General features: G+C 55.9%; 12 protein-coding genes. 2 read left to right on the top strand and 10 right to left on the bottom strand.

The features are described 5' to 3' along the window. Positions 1–10: 10 nt before the first annotated feature. The 10 genes from glgA to K2184_RS21780 all read right to left on the bottom strand — a co-directional run bounded on the left by glgA (position 11) and on the right by K2184_RS21780 (position 13,910). The gene (gene glgA / locus K2184_RS21825) at positions 11–1,444 is read right to left on the bottom strand and encodes a glycogen synthase GlgA (RefSeq protein WP_004106486.1); all 1,434 of its coding nucleotides are present in this window, start codon (positions 1,442–1,444) and stop codon (positions 11–13) included. Next, a complete protein-coding gene (glgC, locus tag K2184_RS21820; RefSeq protein ID WP_004106488.1) occupies positions 1,444–2,739 on the bottom strand; it encodes a glucose-1-phosphate adenylyltransferase in 1,296 nt (431 codons plus the stop codon). Before glgC ends, glgA begins: the two co-directional genes overlap by 1 nt. An 80-nt stretch (positions 2,740–2,819) precedes the next feature. Next, a complete protein-coding gene (gene glgX, locus K2184_RS21815; RefSeq protein ID WP_163525603.1) occupies positions 2,820–4,796 on the bottom strand; it encodes a glycogen debranching protein GlgX in 1,977 nt (658 codons plus the stop codon). After that, on the bottom strand, positions 4,793–6,979 hold the full coding sequence (gene glgB, locus K2184_RS21810; protein WP_004106491.1) for a 1,4-alpha-glucan branching enzyme: 2,187 nt from the start codon (positions 6,977–6,979) through the stop codon (positions 4,793–4,795). The genes glgX and glgB overlap by 4 nt, the downstream gene beginning before the upstream one ends. Before the next feature lie 248 nt (positions 6,980–7,227). Beyond that, positions 7,228–8,334 (bottom strand): aspartate-semialdehyde dehydrogenase, encoded by a 1,107-nt coding sequence (asd, locus tag K2184_RS21805; RefSeq protein ID WP_004106493.1) that lies wholly within the window; start codon positions 8,332–8,334, stop codon positions 7,228–7,230. A gap of 449 nt (positions 8,335–8,783) precedes the next feature. Beyond that, positions 8,784–10,124 carry a gluconate transporter gene (gene gntU, locus K2184_RS21800; protein WP_004106495.1) on the bottom strand — a complete coding sequence of 447 codons (1,341 nt, stop codon included), beginning with the start codon at positions 10,122–10,124 and terminating at the stop codon, positions 8,784–8,786. Then, positions 10,124–10,654: a gluconokinase gene (gene gntK, locus K2184_RS21795; protein ID WP_004106496.1), complete on the bottom strand. Its 531-nt coding sequence runs from the start codon at positions 10,652–10,654 to the stop codon at positions 10,124–10,126. Before gntK ends, gntU begins: the two co-directional genes overlap by 1 nt. Positions 10,655–10,835: 181 nt before the next feature. Further along, positions 10,836–11,831: a gluconate operon transcriptional repressor GntR gene (gene gntR, locus K2184_RS21790; protein WP_004106498.1), complete on the bottom strand. Its 996-nt coding sequence runs from the start codon at positions 11,829–11,831 to the stop codon at positions 10,836–10,838. 224 nt (positions 11,832–12,055) lie between these two features. After that, on the bottom strand, positions 12,056–12,751 hold the full coding sequence (gene yhhW, locus K2184_RS21785; RefSeq protein ID WP_004106500.1) for a quercetin 2,3-dioxygenase: 696 nt from the start codon (positions 12,749–12,751) through the stop codon (positions 12,056–12,058). A gap of 121 nt (positions 12,752–12,872) precedes the next feature. Further along, positions 12,873–13,910 carry an oxidoreductase gene (locus K2184_RS21780; RefSeq protein ID WP_017145300.1) on the bottom strand — a complete coding sequence of 346 codons (1,038 nt, stop codon included), beginning with the start codon at positions 13,908–13,910 and terminating at the stop codon, positions 12,873–12,875. Positions 13,911–14,165: 255 nt separating this feature from the next. Here K2184_RS21780 and K2184_RS21775 point away from each other — a divergent pair, with 255 nt between their 5' ends. Continuing rightward, positions 14,166–14,825 carry a bactofilin family protein gene (locus K2184_RS21775; RefSeq protein WP_004106503.1) on the top strand — a complete coding sequence of 220 codons (660 nt, stop codon included), beginning with the start codon at positions 14,166–14,168 and terminating at the stop codon, positions 14,823–14,825. A 250-nt stretch (positions 14,826–15,075) separates the two neighbouring features. Further along, the gene (gene yhhY, locus K2184_RS21770; RefSeq protein ID WP_004106504.1) at positions 15,076–15,567 is read left to right on the top strand and encodes an N-acetyltransferase; all 492 of its coding nucleotides are present in this window, start codon (positions 15,076–15,078) and stop codon (positions 15,565–15,567) included. The last annotated feature ends 4 nt before the right edge of the window (positions 15,568–15,571 follow it).

The raw sequence follows: 15,571 nt of genomic DNA, 5'->3' as shown, positions 1-15,571 counted from the left end.
TTGCTCCTGGTTACAGCAAGCGTTGATAAAGTTCGCGGTAAGAGTTTGCGGCAACCTGCCAGCTAAAATCCATATTCATCGCCTGGCGCTGGACGTAACGCCAGAGCGATGGGCGCGACCACAGGACGAACGTGCGTCGAATGGCCCGCAGCAGCGACACAGCGTTGCTATCTTCAAAAACAAAGCCGGTAGCCAGACCGTCGGCGAGATTCTCCAGCGAGCAGTCGGAAACGGTGTCTGCCAGACCGCCGGTGCGCCGCACCAGCGGTAGCGTGCCGTACTTCAGGCCGTACAGCTGGGTCAAACCGCACGGTTCAAAACGGCTGGGCACCAGAATCACGTCGGCGCCGCCCATAATGCGGTGAGAGAATGCCTCATGGTAGCCAATCTGAACGCCAACTTTGCCCGGATGCTCGGCCGCAGCGGCCAGGAAGCCCTCCTGCAGTACCGGATCGCCAGCCCCCAGCAGCGCCAGCTGACCGCCCTGCTCCAGCAGGCCCGGCAGCGCCTCCAGCACCAGGTCCAACCCTTTCTGGCTGGTCAAACGGCTAACCACGGCAAATAGCGGCGCTTTATCATCCACCTTCAGCCCCATGGCGATTTGCAGCTGACGTTTGTTCTCAGCCTTCTCTTCCAGCCGATCGCGGTCATAGCGCGCGGCCAGCAGCAGGTCGCTTTCCGGATTCCAGATATGATCATCCACTCCGTTGAGGATCCCCGAAAGGCGGCCCTCATGCTGTCGCTGGCGCAGCAGCCCTTCCATCCCGTAAGCGAACTGCGGCTCGGTGATTTCGCGGGCATAGGTTGGACTAACCGCCGTAATATGGTCGGCGTAGTAAAGACCCGCCTTCAGGAAGGAGATCTGACCGTTAAATTCGAGGCCATGAACGTTATAGAACGACCAGGGCAGCTCAATGTCGTTCATATGCCACGAGTAGAACATCCCCTGATAGGCCAGGTTATGCACCGTAAAGACTGACTTCGCCGGGTGGCCGCGCGCCGCCAGGTAGGCAGGGGTCAGCCCCGCATGCCAGTCGTGGGCGTGAACAACATCGGGACGCCAGAAAGGATCCAGGCCGCAGGCCATCTCGCTGCCTACCCAGCCCAGCAGCGCGAAGCGCAGCACGTTGTCGGTATAGGCATGCTGATTGGTATCGTGGTAAGGGCTCCCCGGACGATCGTAGAGATGCGGAGCATCAATCAGATAGATGCCCACGCCGTTAAAGTGGCCGAACAGTAAAGTGATACGCCCGGCAAACGTCTCCCGGCGCGTTACCACCTGCGCATCCGTCACGCCGCGGCGGATATCAGGAAACGCGGGCAACAGTACGCGCGTGTCAACGCCCCCGGCAATTTGCGCTGCAGGCAGCGCGCCGATCACATCCGCCAGTCCACCGGTTTTTAACAGCGGGAACATCTCTGAACATACATGTAATACCTGCATTAGCGCTCCTGTGGGTACCCCAATTTCCGCAGCATGTCGCGGGTGACCAGCACGATACCTTCCTCCGAGCGGTAGAAACGGCGTGCATCCTCTTCCGCGTTCTCACCAACAACCATACCTTCCGGTATCACGCAGGCACGGTCAATAATGCAGCGACGCAGGCGGCACGAACGGCCAACCCAAACCTCTGGCAGCAAGACTGCCGAATCAATATTACAGAATGAATTCACCCGCACGCGCGGGAACAGCACCGACTGCACAACCACCGAACCGGAGATGATACAGCCGCCGGAGACCAGCGAGTTGAGGGTCATCCCGTGGCTACCCGAGCGGTCCTGAACGAATTTCGCCGGAGGCAGAGGCTCCATATGGGTGCGAATCGGCCAGTTCTGATCGTACATATCCAGTTCCGGGGTCACCGAAGCCAGATCGAGGTTGGCTTTCCAGTACGCTTCCAGGGTCCCGACATCCCGCCAGTAGGGCTCAGACTGCGGATCGGACTGCACGCAGGAGAGCGGGAAAGGATGTGCATAAGCCATGCCAGCTTTGGTGATTTTCGGAATGATGTCTTTACCAAAATCGTGGCTGGAGCTTTCATCGCTGTCGTCTTCTTCCAGAAGCTCATAAAGGTAATCCGCGTCAAAGACATAGATACCCATACTCGCCAGCGATTTGCTCGCATCGCCCGGCATCGCCGGAGGGTTAGCCGGTTTTTCGACGAAATCGATAATCTTATCGCTCTCGTCCACCGCCATTACGCCGAACGCCCGTGCTTCTTCAATAGGCACCGGCATACAGGCAACGGTGCAACGCGCGCCTTTTTCGACATGGTCGATAAGCATCCGCGAGTAGTCTTGTTTGTAGATATGGTCGCCGGCGAGGATGACGACATACTCCGCCTTGTAGCGACGAATGATGTCGAGGTTCTGCGTCACCGCGTCCGCGGTGCCGCGATACCAGTTTTCTCCCTGCATCCTTTGCTGGGCAGGCAGCAGGTCAACAAATTCGTTCATCTCTTCATTGAAAAAAGACCAGCCGCGCTGAATATGCTGCACCAGAGTATGCGATTGATACTGGGTGATGACGCCGATACGACGAATACCTGAGTTAATACAGTTAGATAACGCAAAATCGATAATACGGAACTTGCCGCCGAAATGGACAGCAGGTTTCGCGCGTTTATTGGTCAGATCCTTCAGACGGGTACCACGTCCCCCGGCAAGGATCAGCGCAACGGATTTGATCGGCAACTGACGCGCCAGCATCAATGGATCGTTCTTTTCTACCCCAACCATAATTAACTCCTTTTTTACTCCCCAGCTTGCCTGCCCTTCTCGTCGCGCCGCCGCTTCGAGACCAACCGGAAGCCCCGAGGTTACGACCTTTGAAATACGCACACTCCGTGCGCGGGCCCATGCCAGACAGCCATAGTGACCGGATTATCCTCTCCGGCGAAAGGTGGAATGGCGCGCCATTCCCCCGCGGGTAAAACCATCTCTGCCACCTCGGCGGTGGCGTTCAGCGCCATCAGCCAGCGATCGGACAATATGATCTGCATGCGCGGCGCACCGTGCTGCCATTCATCAGCGGACAGCGGCTGAGCATGTTGGTTTAACCAGCGAACGCTGCCGTCTCCCTCCTGCCACCAGCAATTATCGGTTAAAGCCGAAATACGCTGGCGCAGATGAATCAACGCGGCGGTGAACGCGGTCAGCCCGCGGTTAGTATGGTTCCAGTCCAGCCAGGTCAACGCATTGTCCTGACAGTAAGCATTGTTGTTACCATGCTGGCTGTGACCGTGTTCGTCACCCGCCAGCAGCATCGGCGTTCCCTGCGCCAGCAGTAGCGTCGCCAGAAGAGCGTGAACGCTGGCACGGCGCCGCTCAATGACGGCAAGACTCCCTTCTAATCCTTCTATACCATGATTGTTGCTGTAGTTATTGTTAGTCCCATCGCGATTCTCCTCCCCGTTTGCCTCATTGTGTTTCTGATTGAAACAAACGCAGTCGCGCAGGGTGAAACCATCGTGCGCGGTGACCAGGTTAATCGCCGCCGACGGCGCTCTGCCGTTACGCTGGAAAACGTCGCTCGATGCGGCAAAACGCAGCGCGAAGTCGCCCAGCGAGACGTTCTGCTGTAGCCAGAATCGACGTGCGGTATCGCGGAAATGGTCGTTCCACTCAGCAAACAACGGCGGAAAGTTACCGACCTGGTAGCCCCCGGGACCGATATCCCAGGGCTCGGCAATCAGCTTCACTTCCGCCAGCCGCGGATCGTTACGAATGGCCTCAAACAGCGGCGCATCCTGACGAAACTCTGGCGTCCGCCCCATTACCGAGGCGAGGTCGAAACGAAAACCGTCGACGTGGCACTCATCGACCCAAAAGCGCAGACACTGGCGCGCATACTCCACCACCCCGGGATGGCTGAGGTTGAGGGTGTTCCCGCAGCCGGTCCAGTTGTGGTAATCACCGTCTTCCCTGATCCAATAATAGCTACGGTTGTCGATTCCGCGCAGGGAGAAGGTCGGCCCTTCCAGGTCTATCTCCGCGCTATGGTTCAACACCACGTCAAGGATCACTTCAATACCTGCCGCGTGCAGCGCTTTTACCGCATCGCGAAATTCGTTTAACGCCTGCTCCGGCGCGCTGGCGTAGCGCGTATCGAGGGCAAAAATCGCCAGCGGGTTGTAGCCCCAATAGTTGCTTAACCCCATCCTCTGCAGACGCGGTTCGCTGGCGAACTGCGCCACCGGCATTAACTCTAGTGCAGTAATGCCGAGCGTGCGGAAGTATTCGATCATCACCGGATGACCCAGCGCTTTGTAGGTGCCGCGGATCTCTTCCGGCAGCTCAGGGTGCAGCCAGGTCAGCCCCTTGACGTGGGCTTCATAAATCACCGTCTGGCCCCACGGCGTGCGCGGCGGCTTATCGCCGCGCCAGTCATAATGGAGGTCGATTACCCGCGACTTCGGCGCTATTGCCGCGCTATCGCGGTTATCGGGAACGCTATCGCCGCCGTGAAGTCGCTCGTCGTCAGGCAGTCCGCCATCCACCTTGTGGCAGCAGGGATCGAGCAGCAGCTTTGCCGGATTGAAACGGTGCCCCTGCGCCGGGTCCCAGGGGCCGTGGACGCGGTAGCCGTAGCGCAGACCTGGCCCGACATCGGCGAGCCAGCCGTGCCAGATATCGCCGCTGCGTGCGGCTAGGTCGACTCGCCGCTCATTGCCCTGCTCGTCAAACACGCAGAGTTCCACCCGCTCCGCATGGACGGAAAAGAGCGCGAAATTCACGCCCTTACCGTCGTAGCTGGCCCCTAAAGGCGCGGGCTTTCCTGCCGTGAGTGCGATCATTGCGCCTCCCGCACCAGCCATACCGTCGCCAGCGGCGGCAGCGTAATGGAGAGCGAGTGTTCACGACCGTGGCTGGCGATCGGGTCGCTCTCGACGACGCCGCCGTTGCCGGTATTGCTACCGTGGTAGTGCATAGAGTCGGTGTTCAGCTCTTCACGCCAGCGGCCAGGCTGGTTGATGCCAAAGCGATACTCATGGCGCGGCACTGGCGTGAAGTTGCTGGCGACGATAATTTCGTTACCCGCCCTGTCGCGACGAACAAAGATAAAGACCGAGCGCTCGTGGTCGTCCACCACCAGCCATTCAAATCCGTAGGGGTCAAAATCCAGTTCATGCAGCGCTTTATGGTGGCGATAAGTATGGTTGAGATCGCGCACCAGCCGCTGAACGCCGTGGTGCCAGTTATCGCCGCCTTCCAGCAGATGCCAGTCGAGGCTTGTATCGTGGTTCCACTCTCGCCCTTGAGCAAACTCATTGCCCATAAACAGGAGCTTTTTACCGGGGAAGGCAAACAGCCAGCCGTAGTACGCGCGCAGGTTAGCGAACTTCTGCCAGGCATCGCCCGGCATACGGTCGAGAATCGATTTTTTGCCGTGCACGACCTCATCATGAGAGAGCGGCAGGACAAAGTTTTCGGTGTAGTTGTAGAGCATACCGAAGGTCATCTTGTCGTGATGATGTCGGCGATGCACCGGGTCCAGCTTCATATAGTCGAGGGTGTCGTGCATCCAGCCAAGGTTCCACTTGAACCAGAAGCCGAGCCCGCCGGTGGAGGAAGGACGAGACACGCCGGGGAAATCGGTCGACTCTTCCGCCATCGTCACCGCGCCCGGCGTCTGCTCGCCCAGCACGCGGTTGGTATTGCGCAGAAACTCAATGGCTTCAAGGTTTTCCCGACCGCCGAATTCGTTCGGCACCCACTCGCCCTGTTTGCGGCTATAGTCGCGATAAATCATTGATGCCACCGCATCAACCCGCAGCGCGTCAATGCCGAAGCGTTCGATCCAGTACAGCGCATTGCCGACCAGATAATTACTGACCTCGCGACGACCGTAGTTGTAAATCAGGGTGTTCCAGTCCTGGTGGTAGCCTTCGCGCGGGTCGCTATGTTCATACAACGAGGTGCCGTCAAACGAGGCGAGCGCGAAATCATCCGCCGGAAAATGGCCGGGTACCCAGTCCAGAATCACGTTCAGGCCCGCAGCGTGCGCGGCGTTGATAAAGTAGAGGAAATCCTCCCGGGTGCCGAAGCGACGAGTTGGCGCATATAGCCCGGTTGGCTGATAGCCCCAGCTGCCGTCAAACGGATGCTCATTAACCGGTAGTAGTTCAAGATGGGTGAAGCCCATCCATTTGGCATAAGGCACCAGTTGGTCGGCAAGCTCGCGGTAGCTCAGCCAGAAGTTATTATCGGTATGGCGACGCCAGGAGCCGAGGTGCACCTCATAAATCGAGATTGGCGCATCAAACTGGTTAGCCAGCTTGCGCTCCGGCGGCTGCTGGACCTTTTCCGGCAGCCCGCAGATGAGCGAGGCGCTATCCGGGCGCATCTGCGCTTCAAAAGCGTAAGGGTCGGACTTCACCCGCAGGTTGCCGTGGGCATCAATCAGCTCGAATTTATACAGCTGGCCGTTCAGCGCGCCGGGAACGAACAGCTCCCAGATGCCGGACTCTTTACGCAGGCGCATCGGGTGGCGGCGACCATCCCAGTAGTTAAACTGGCCGACGACCGACACCCGACGGGCGTTAGGCGCCCAGACCGAGAAACGCGTGCCGACCACGCCGTCCATAGTATCGGCATGCGCGCCCAACGTTTCATACGGACGCAGGTGCGTGCCTTCCGACAGCAGCCAGACATCCAGATCCTGCAGCAGCGGGCCAAAACGATACGGGTCATCGATCAGATTCTGCTGCCCGTGCCAGGTGACAGCCAACTGATAACGAAAAGGATTTTTACGACGCGGCAGAACGCCGCTAAAGAAACCGCGCGAGTCGAGGCATTCCAGCTTGCCGACTTTGCGTCCGGTTTTTGGTTCAATGACCCACACTTCGGTGGCATCGGGTAATAATGCACGAACTTCCAGCCCGGCGTCGGTGTAATGCATGCCAAGCACGGAAAAAGGATCCGCAAAATGGCCGGCGATAAGCGCATTAATCACGTCCTTATCGATACGATTAGACATGGTTTCATCCTGTTGTAGGTGTCGCCCTTTCCTGTATCTGGCGACTTTTTTTTGACCTGAACGGCGCAGCACGTTACGCGTCCCCCTGCTCCGTCCCACCTTCAGGTAAGGAGACGTCATGACTCCTTACTTAAAGCATAGCCAAGGCTGAGTTACCTCCGTTGGGAAAAATCTAACATTCGCGTTTACTCCTTGTATTACGCAAAAAAAAGGGGTGTTTCAACACCCCTTTTCTCATCTTGTGACGACTACGCCAGCTGTCTTAGCATACGGCGGAGCGGCTCGGCGGCCCCCCACAGTAGCTGGTCACCAACGGTGAACGCCGACAGATACTCCGGCCCCATATTCAGTTTACGCAGGCGCCCCACCGGGGTGGTCAGGGTGCCGGTGACGGCAGCCGGGGTCAGCTCACGCATAGTAATATCACGATCGTTCGGCACCACTTTGGCCCACGGGTTGTGCGCGGCCAGCAGTTCTTCAACGGTCGGAATAGAAACATCTTTTTTCAGCTTGATGGTAAACGCCTGGCTATGGCAGCGCAGCGCGCCAACGCGAACGCACAGGCCGTCTACCGGAATCGGTGAGGCGGTCGCGAGGATTTTGTTAGTCTCCGCCTGGCCTTTCCACTCTTCACGGCTCTGGCCGTTATCCAGCTGTTTGTCGATCCATGGGATCAGGCTGCCCGCCAGAGGAACGCCAAAGTTATCCACCGCCAGTTCGCCGCTGCGGGTCAAAGAGGTGACTTTGCGTTCAATCTCCAGGATTGCGGAAGCCGGATCCGCCAGCTCAGCCGCAACATGGCTGTGCAGCTGGCCCATCTGGGTCAGCAGTTCGCGCATATGACGCGCACCGCCGCCGGAAGCCGCCTGGTAAGTCGCCACGCTCACCCACTCAACCAGATCCTGAGCAAACAGGCCGCCGAGGGACATCAGCATCAGGCTAACGGTACAGTTGCCGCCGACAAAGGTTTTAACGCCGTTGTTCAGACCTGCGGTAATGACATCCTGATTCACCGGGTCAAGAATAATGATGGCGTCGTCTTTCATGCGCAGCGAAGAGGCGGCGTCAATCCAGTAGCCCTGCCAGCCGCTTTCACGCAGCTTCGGGTAAATATCGTTGGTGTAATCGCCGCCCTGACACGTGACAATAATGTCCAGCGCCTTCAGTGCTTCCAGATCGAATGCATCCTGAAGCGTGCCACCGGTACTGCCACCAAAGGATGGAGCAGGCTGCCCCAACTGGGAGGTGGAGAAAAAAACAGGGCGAATGGCGTCAAAATCGCGCTCTTCTACCATGCGTTGCATGAGGACAGAGCCGACCATTCCGCGCCAGCCGATAAAACCAACATTTTTCATAACGTATTCCTGCGAGGTGTGTGCTGTTTGTTCCAGGCCAGTTTCCTACTGGTTAGTCCTTCACATTACAAAATGCAGCTAAAGTCGCAAGTGAAATTAATCAATGATTGCCAGGCAATCAGTAACGCAGCTAATTTTGCCTGGCGGCCGCCGTCACTGGCACCCCGGAATACCCGAATAATTATCAGGGAATTTAGATTGAGAAGGGAATATTTTCCGCCGCTATTTTATTGATCAAGATTATGGATTACAGCAGAAATTGGGTTGTTTTATTCTTGCGGAGAAGACCGATAAAACCAGGCGTGGCGTGGGTTTGTGAGCCGTATGACGTTTATCGTATTTCTGATAGTGGCAGATCGGGAGAGGGTTAAAGCTAAAGGTTTTCGATATAAGTCGAGCATGAAATTAACCCGGCATCGCTTCGCTCCGCCGGGTTATCACTTTGGCGTTTAGCTCAACAGCGTAAACGCAATCATACCAACAATCGCCCCGACGGTGCCGAGGATGGTTTCCATCATCGTCCAGGTTTTCAGCGTTTGCGCTTCGGTCGCGCCGGTAAACTTGCCGAACAACCAGAAGCCCGCGTCGTTAACGTGGCTGACCACGATAGAACCGCCGGCGATACAGATAGAGAGCGCCGCCATCTGCGCGCCGCTGTAGTGCAGCTGTTCAATAACCGGCATCACCAGCCCGACTGCCGTCAGGCAGGCAACGGTCGCGGAACCCTGAATAATACGCACCGCCGCCGCCAGCACGAAGCAGGTGATGGCAATCGGCAGGCCCATACCGGTTAACGCTTCACCGAGGGCAGGGCCTACGCCGGAGTCGACCAGCACCTGTTTAAACACCCCGCCCGCACCGATGACCAGCAGGATGATGCCCGCAGGCTGGAGCGCATGACCGCAAATCTCCATCACCCGATCTTTAGCCATTCCCTGACGTACCGCCAGACCATAGATAGCCACCAGGCACGCCACCAGAATCGCGGTAAACGGATGGCCGATAAACTCAAACCATTCGTAAGCGGTAGAACCTTCCGGCACAAAGCGCGCGGCGATGGTTTTCAGGCCAACCAGCACCAGCGGCAGCAGAATCAGCGACAGGCTGAAGCCGAACGACGGCATTTTGCCTTCGCCAAGGTGTGGCTCGCTAATATCGTCCGGAATGTGCAGCTCAACATAGCGACTGATGAAGTTACCCCACAGCGGCCCGGCAATAATCATCCCCGGGATAGCGGCGCACAGGCCAATCAGGATCATCCAGCCAAAGTCGGCATGCATCTGCGAGGCGAGCAGCATCGGCGCAGGCCCCGGCAGCAGGAACGCGGCCGCGGCGGCTACGCCAGCAAACAGCGGGATCACCAGCTTCACAAGGTTGGTGCCGGTATGGCGCGCCATTGAGAAAGCCACGCTGATCAGCAGCACGATCGCCACTTCAAAAAACAGCGGCAGCGCGCAGATAAGCCCGGCCAGACCTATCGCATAATGGGCGCGATTGTGGCCGAAAGATCTCAGCATCTTAACGGCAATCTGGTCGACCGCGCCGGTTTCATGCAGGATCTTACCAAACATAGCCCCTAACGCGACGACGATAGCCAGAAAACCCAGCGTGCCGCCCATGCCTTTTTCCATCGTCGCCGCGATCTTATCTAACGGCATTCCGGAAAAAAGCCCTGCTCCAATAGAAACCACCATCAAAGCCACGAAGGCATGCATACGCGCCTTCATGACTAAAAACAGCAGCAGCAAAACGGAGCCGACTGCTGTCAAAACAAGCGTTAATGTACTCACTAGTTACTGCCTTTGTTGATCACCTCAATGGTGCTGGCGACCACGCCTTCCAATGACTGGTCGATATCGACGATTAACACATCGCTTTCATCCGCGCCCGGTTCCTGCAGCGTCTCAAACTGCGTAACCAGCATCTGAGTCTTAAAGAAGTGGCCTTTACGCGCCTTCAGACGTTGTTCGATAACCGCAAAATCACCTTTCAGATAGATAAAGGAGAGGTTCGGGTTACCTTTACGCAGGATGTCGCGATAGCTCTTTTTCAACGCGGAGCAGACAATCAGCGACACTTTATTGGTGCGCTGCATAGCAAAGGCGGCATCGTTCAGCGCCTGCAGCCACGGGGTGCGGTCGTCGTCATTTAACGGTTCGCCGGAAGCCATCTTGTTGATATTGCTGCGCGGATGAAGAAAGTCGCCGTCGAGAAACGCGGCGTGCAGTTGATGCGCCACTTCGCTGGCGACAGCGGATTTCCCGCTGCCGGAAACGCCCATCAGGACATAGATGTGGTGATCATGGTTAGTCGTGCTCAAAGCTTCCTCCCACTGGACACATACGCGCAGCCTGGCAGCGTTTAACGGCGTGGAATACTGGCGTACAGATTAATTGTTACGGGTAACTGTTATCGGTAACATTGTCATGCCGGAGTAGTGGAGAAGCAATAACCATTCGTGCCAGATGTGAATATGTGTGATCTACTTCAAATTTGTCAGTTTAAATAGATCCGCCCGGTGACAATGTGAAACCTAAATCTAACATCTTAGGCGTCACCGCTTCACCGCGTATCCGCGCCAGCAGACGTTCAGCGCCAATCCGCCCCATACGCTCACGCGGCGTCAGCACGCTGGCCAGACGCGGCTCCATCACCTGACCAATATCGTGGCCGTGGAAACCGGCAATCGCCATATCGTCAGGGATTTTAAGCCCCAGCCGCTGGCACTCAAACGCTGCGCCGACCGCAAGGTCATCGTTGGTACAGAAAATGCCGTCAAGCTGCGGATATTCGCGACGCGCCTGGCGCATTAGCTCAATTCCCGATGAATAAGAAGAAGACTGCTCAACCATCACGCTGTAGGGCGTCATACCGGCATCAAGCATCGCTTGCTCATACCCCTTCTGTTTGATGATAGTACGTTCATCAAGACGTGCGCCAAGATAGGCAACGTGACGGTGACCATGATTGATAATCGCCGCGGTCATCTGTCTGGCCGCTTCAAAGTTATCAAAGCCGACGGCGATATCGAGGCACGGCGACTGACTGTCCATCAGCTCCACAACCGGGATACCCGCGACTTCAATCATCTTCAGGGTTCGCGGCGTATGGGTCCGTTCGGTAAGGATCAGGCCGTCAATATTCCAGGAGAGCATCGATTCCAGGCGTTTTTCTTCCATTTCCGGCTTATAGCCGTAGTGCGCCAGCATAGTCTGATAGCCGAAAGAGTCGGTTACGCTTTCAATACCGCGCAGCACTTCCGAGAAGACCTGGTTAGTTAACGAGGGCAGCAGCACGCCAATGGCGCGGCTGGTCGCATTAGAGAGGATATCAGGGGCGCGATTAGGAATATAACCCAGTTCATCGAGAGCAACGGCAATCTTGCCACGCAGCGCTTCGGAAACCTGTTCCGGGTTACGTAAATAGCGACTGACCGTCATTTTGGTCACGCCGACAAGATCGGCTACATCCTGAAGTACGGGTCTTTTCTTTTTCATCGTCCTGACTGTGATAAACGGGAGACATTTTCTCAGTTTATCACGGACAAAGCCCAACCTTCCCGGAGAAAAGAGGGCTAACAGATTAATTTAGAGTGGATACGCAAAATCATTCAAGTTGCATTGAGGCGGCAACGCAACGAACCCCCGGAAGCGTACAAGGGGTACGCGACCGGGGTGAGTGAGGAGAGCCAACAAAAATGCGGCTTGAAGGATGACGCGTATCAGACTGGCGGCAGATCGAACAGCAGTATCTCGCTATCGCCGTCAGCATGCACGGAAATCGCCTGCTCGTCCCAAATGGCCAGGCCATCGCTGGTGGTGGCCTTCGTTCCGTTGATGGTGACTTCACCTTTCACCACCTGGATCCACACCCGGCGTTCGGCGGCAATCTGATGCACCGACTGCTCATCTTTCAGCAGGGCCCAGCGGTACAGTTCCATATCCTGGTACACTTTCAGCGAGCCTTCGCGAGCATCCGGCGACAGCACCAGCTGTTTGCCCTGAACGGCGTCAAAGCGGCGCTGTTCGTAGCGCGGAGTGATGCCATTTTTTTCCGGCATAATCCAGATCTGGTACAGATGCAGTTTTTCCGTGGCGCTTGGGTTGTACTCAGAGTGACGAATACCGGTACCCGCGCTCATGATCTGAAACTCACCCGCCGGAACCTGCTCTTTGTTACCCATGCTGTCCTGATGCTCCACGGCCCCTTCCAGCACGTAGGTCAGAATTTCCATATCTTTATGCGGATGGGTACCGAAGCCCTGGCCTGCGTCGATCACGTCATCGTTGATAACCCGCAGCGCCGAGAAGCCCATAAAGTTAGGATCGTAATAGTTCGCGAAAGAGAAAGTATGCCAGGAATCCAGCCAGCCGTGGTTAGCGTGGCCGCGTTCGTTAGCTTTGCGTAAGTAGATCATGTTGCACCCCCATATGTTTTCGATGGGATAAGTGTGGACCCAATCCCCTGGCGATCATAGAGGGTGAAAATTGACTCCTCTGTTCAAAAAATATGAACAAGCACAGAGGAGCCGGAGTTGCTTATCCTGCAAGGGTTATAGTGGCGGGAGACGGCTGCTCAAAGCCGCGTTCAAGGATCTCGATATTCGTGAGAACCTCAGATTCCTTGACGAAATTAGGCTGGCCGTTAACGAGGGTTTCATACAGCGAATCATAGACGCGGCCATAGTCGCCGGTTTCAAGCGGAACCTCTTCCCGTACGGTTTCCCCTGCTTCATTGACGTACTCCAGCAGGCCCAACGTATCGTCCGCGCCGAATCCTGGCTCACCGGGCATGATATTCGCCTTCAGGCTGGTCTCCTGCTGGTCGATACCGTATTTAATAAATGACCCTTTATGACCATGGACGATGAATTTTGGGTAGGGCAGCTTCACCAGATGGCTGGATTTAACAATCGCTTTCAGATTGCCGTAGAACAGCTGGGCCTCAAAAGTATCGTCCGGGTTGGCCTGGTTGCGCAGGCTACGAATGTCGTAAGACACATGATCCGGGCGGCCAAACAGAGCAATAATTTGGTCCATGGTATGGACCCCCAGACCATAGAACGTCCCATCCTGCGGCAGGCCAGGCTTTCCACCATCTATCGGGCGATAGTTATCGAAATGGTTTTCAATCTCGACGAGCTCCCCCAGTTTGCCGCTCTCAATGACTTTCTTCGTGGTCAGAAAGCAGGAGTCAAAGCGGCGGTTCTGGTACGGAGTGACCGTCAGCCCTTTGCTTTTCGCCAGCGCGAATAGCGTCTTCGCCTCGTCCAGTGTCGGCGTAAAAGGCTTTTCGACCAGCACATTTTTACCCGCCTCCAGCGCCCGTTTGGCATAGTCAAAATGGCTGTCCGCGTGGGTACACACGATCACCAGCTTGACCTGCGGGTCGTTAAGCACTTCATCGAGATCGCTGGTGAAGTGGATGTGCGAATACTGCGGCGCCTGCTCCTCCGGCCTGGCGCTGCGGCGGAAGATATGCGCCACATGCCAGCTGTCTTTTCGGTGCAAAACATAGGGAAGATGGTAGCGGGTGGTACTTTTGCCGAATCCAATAAATGCGCAGTGTAAAGTCATAACGCTGTCCTTAGTTAATATCGCTGCTATTAACCATAGCGCAAGCCAGCAGCGAACTTAAACCCTACATTCAAAGGGGTATATTCTGAAATGTTAAATTTACCGTTCAAAATGATTGACCCCGCAGACTAATTTCTGGATAAGAGAAACCCTCAGGAAGAGAACATTTTTTATCCAGCGCGCTGGCGGTTAGTAAGCCACATCGTCCTTCTCTTTTCCAACCCACGATGACTAAGGAGTAGCCATCTCATTCGCATGGAAAGCAAGTATTTAGCCATAAATAGCGCTCTTCTCTTCTGGCTGCTTGGCCTGCTGGCATGGTGCTTCGAATCCACGTACATGGCCTTGTTATCTGGTTCTTTCTCCCTGTCATCCTTCGTTTTTCATTTTCAATACCATCGGGTTAACCATATGTTTAAAAAGAATAAAACTATCGACGTTACGCCACAGCCAGCCAGCGTACCCGCGCCGGTCAACGACAAAGTCACCTCTGCGGCCAGGAAGCCGGATACCACGGTCATCGCCAGCGGCATGCGCTTTGAAGGAAACATTATTGCGGCGGGTAATGTCGATATCTACGGCACGGTGAGCGGCGATATCGACGCGAAAGAGAACCAAATTAAGATCATGACCGGCGGCCTGCTGGAGGGAAACATTACCTGCCGCGAACTGGTTATTGACGGCTGCGTCATCGGCCAGTGCAGTAGCGATACCATTGAAATCGATAAAAACGGTAACGTCACCGGAACGCTGGCCTACCGTACGCTGGCCATTAAAAAGGGCGGCGTGTTTTCCGGCCAGGCAGAAGTGCTGCCGCCGGTCGCGGAAAAGAACAACGTGGTGGGATTCATCACAGATACCGCGGTAGAAACGAAAGAGAGAGCGGAAGCGCATACTGCCGAAGCGGCGCAGTAACCCACATCCGGGCGCAGGCTGAAAAAAAGCAAAAAAAAAAGCCAGCACCCGGCTGGCTAAAGTAATACTGGAAGCAATGTGAGCAATGTCGTGCTTTCAGGCTTTCCGCAAGGGTCTCCCTGAACGCAAAGCAATAATAATCATTCTCATTCGCACTTGTCCACCTCTTTTTGCAAAAAATAGTCGTTGATCCCTCTTTTAAAGTCAGTGATGTTTAGAAGGACGATTAACCCATCAAGGAAAATGAAGAATGAGCGACATAGTGATACGCCATGCCGAAGCCAAAGATTACGACGCAATCCGTCAGATCCATGCTCAGCCGGAGGTATATCGCAATACGCTACAGGTTCCTCATCCTTCCAGCCATATGTGGCACGAGCGACTAACCGACCGACCGGGCGTCAAACAGCTGGTCGCCAGCATAGATGACCAGGTCGTGGGACACCTCGCCATTGAGGTTATCCAGCGCCCGCGCCGGAGCCACGTCGCCGATTTCGGCATTTGCGTGGATTCACGATGGCACAATCGCGGCGTTGCCAGTGAGCTGATTCGCACCATGATCGACATGTGCGACAACTGGCTCCGCGTTGACCGTATTGAGTTGACGGTGTTTGTGGATAACGCTCCCGCGGTTGCGGTATATCAGAAATTAGGCTTTGAAATTGAAGGGACGGGGAGAAAGTATGCCCTGCGCAACGGCGAATATGTCGATGCCTACTTTATGGCGCGGCTGAAGGGGTGAAGCT

The sequence above is a fragment of the Klebsiella sp. K5-306 genome (genome assembly GCF_051835185.1).
GTDB classification, from domain to species: Bacteria; Pseudomonadota; Gammaproteobacteria; order Enterobacterales; family Enterobacteriaceae; genus Klebsiella; species Klebsiella oxytoca.
This window is presented reverse-complemented; position numbering and strand designations above follow the sequence as displayed.

Coding starts and splice junctions, on each gene's coding strand:
- glgA (WP_004106486.1), bottom strand. CDS start 1,444: ATGCAGGTATTACATGTATGTTCAGAGATGTTCCCGCTGTTAAAAACC.
- glgC (WP_004106488.1), bottom strand. CDS start 2,739: ATGGTTGGGGTAGAAAAGAACGATCCATTGATGCTGGCGCGTCAGTTG.
- glgX (WP_163525603.1), bottom strand. CDS start 4,796: ATGATCGCACTCACGGCAGGAAAGCCCGCGCCTTTAGGGGCCAGCTAC.
- glgB (WP_004106491.1), bottom strand. CDS start 6,979: ATGTCTAATCGTATCGATAAGGACGTGATTAATGCGCTTATCGCCGGC.
- asd (WP_004106493.1), bottom strand. CDS start 8,334: ATGAAAAATGTTGGTTTTATCGGCTGGCGCGGAATGGTCGGCTCTGTC.
- gntR (WP_004106498.1), bottom strand. CDS start 11,831: ATGAAAAAGAAAAGACCCGTACTTCAGGATGTAGCCGATCTTGTCGGC.
- yhhW (WP_004106500.1), bottom strand. CDS start 12,751: ATGATCTACTTACGCAAAGCTAACGAACGCGGCCACGCTAACCACGGC.
- K2184_RS21780 (WP_017145300.1), bottom strand. CDS start 13,910: ATGACTTTACACTGCGCATTTATTGGATTCGGCAAAAGTACCACCCGC.
- K2184_RS21775 (WP_004106503.1), top strand. CDS start 14,166: ATGGAAAGCAAGTATTTAGCCATAAATAGCGCTCTTCTCTTCTGGCTG.
- yhhY (WP_004106504.1), top strand. CDS start 15,076: ATGAGCGACATAGTGATACGCCATGCCGAAGCCAAAGATTACGACGCA.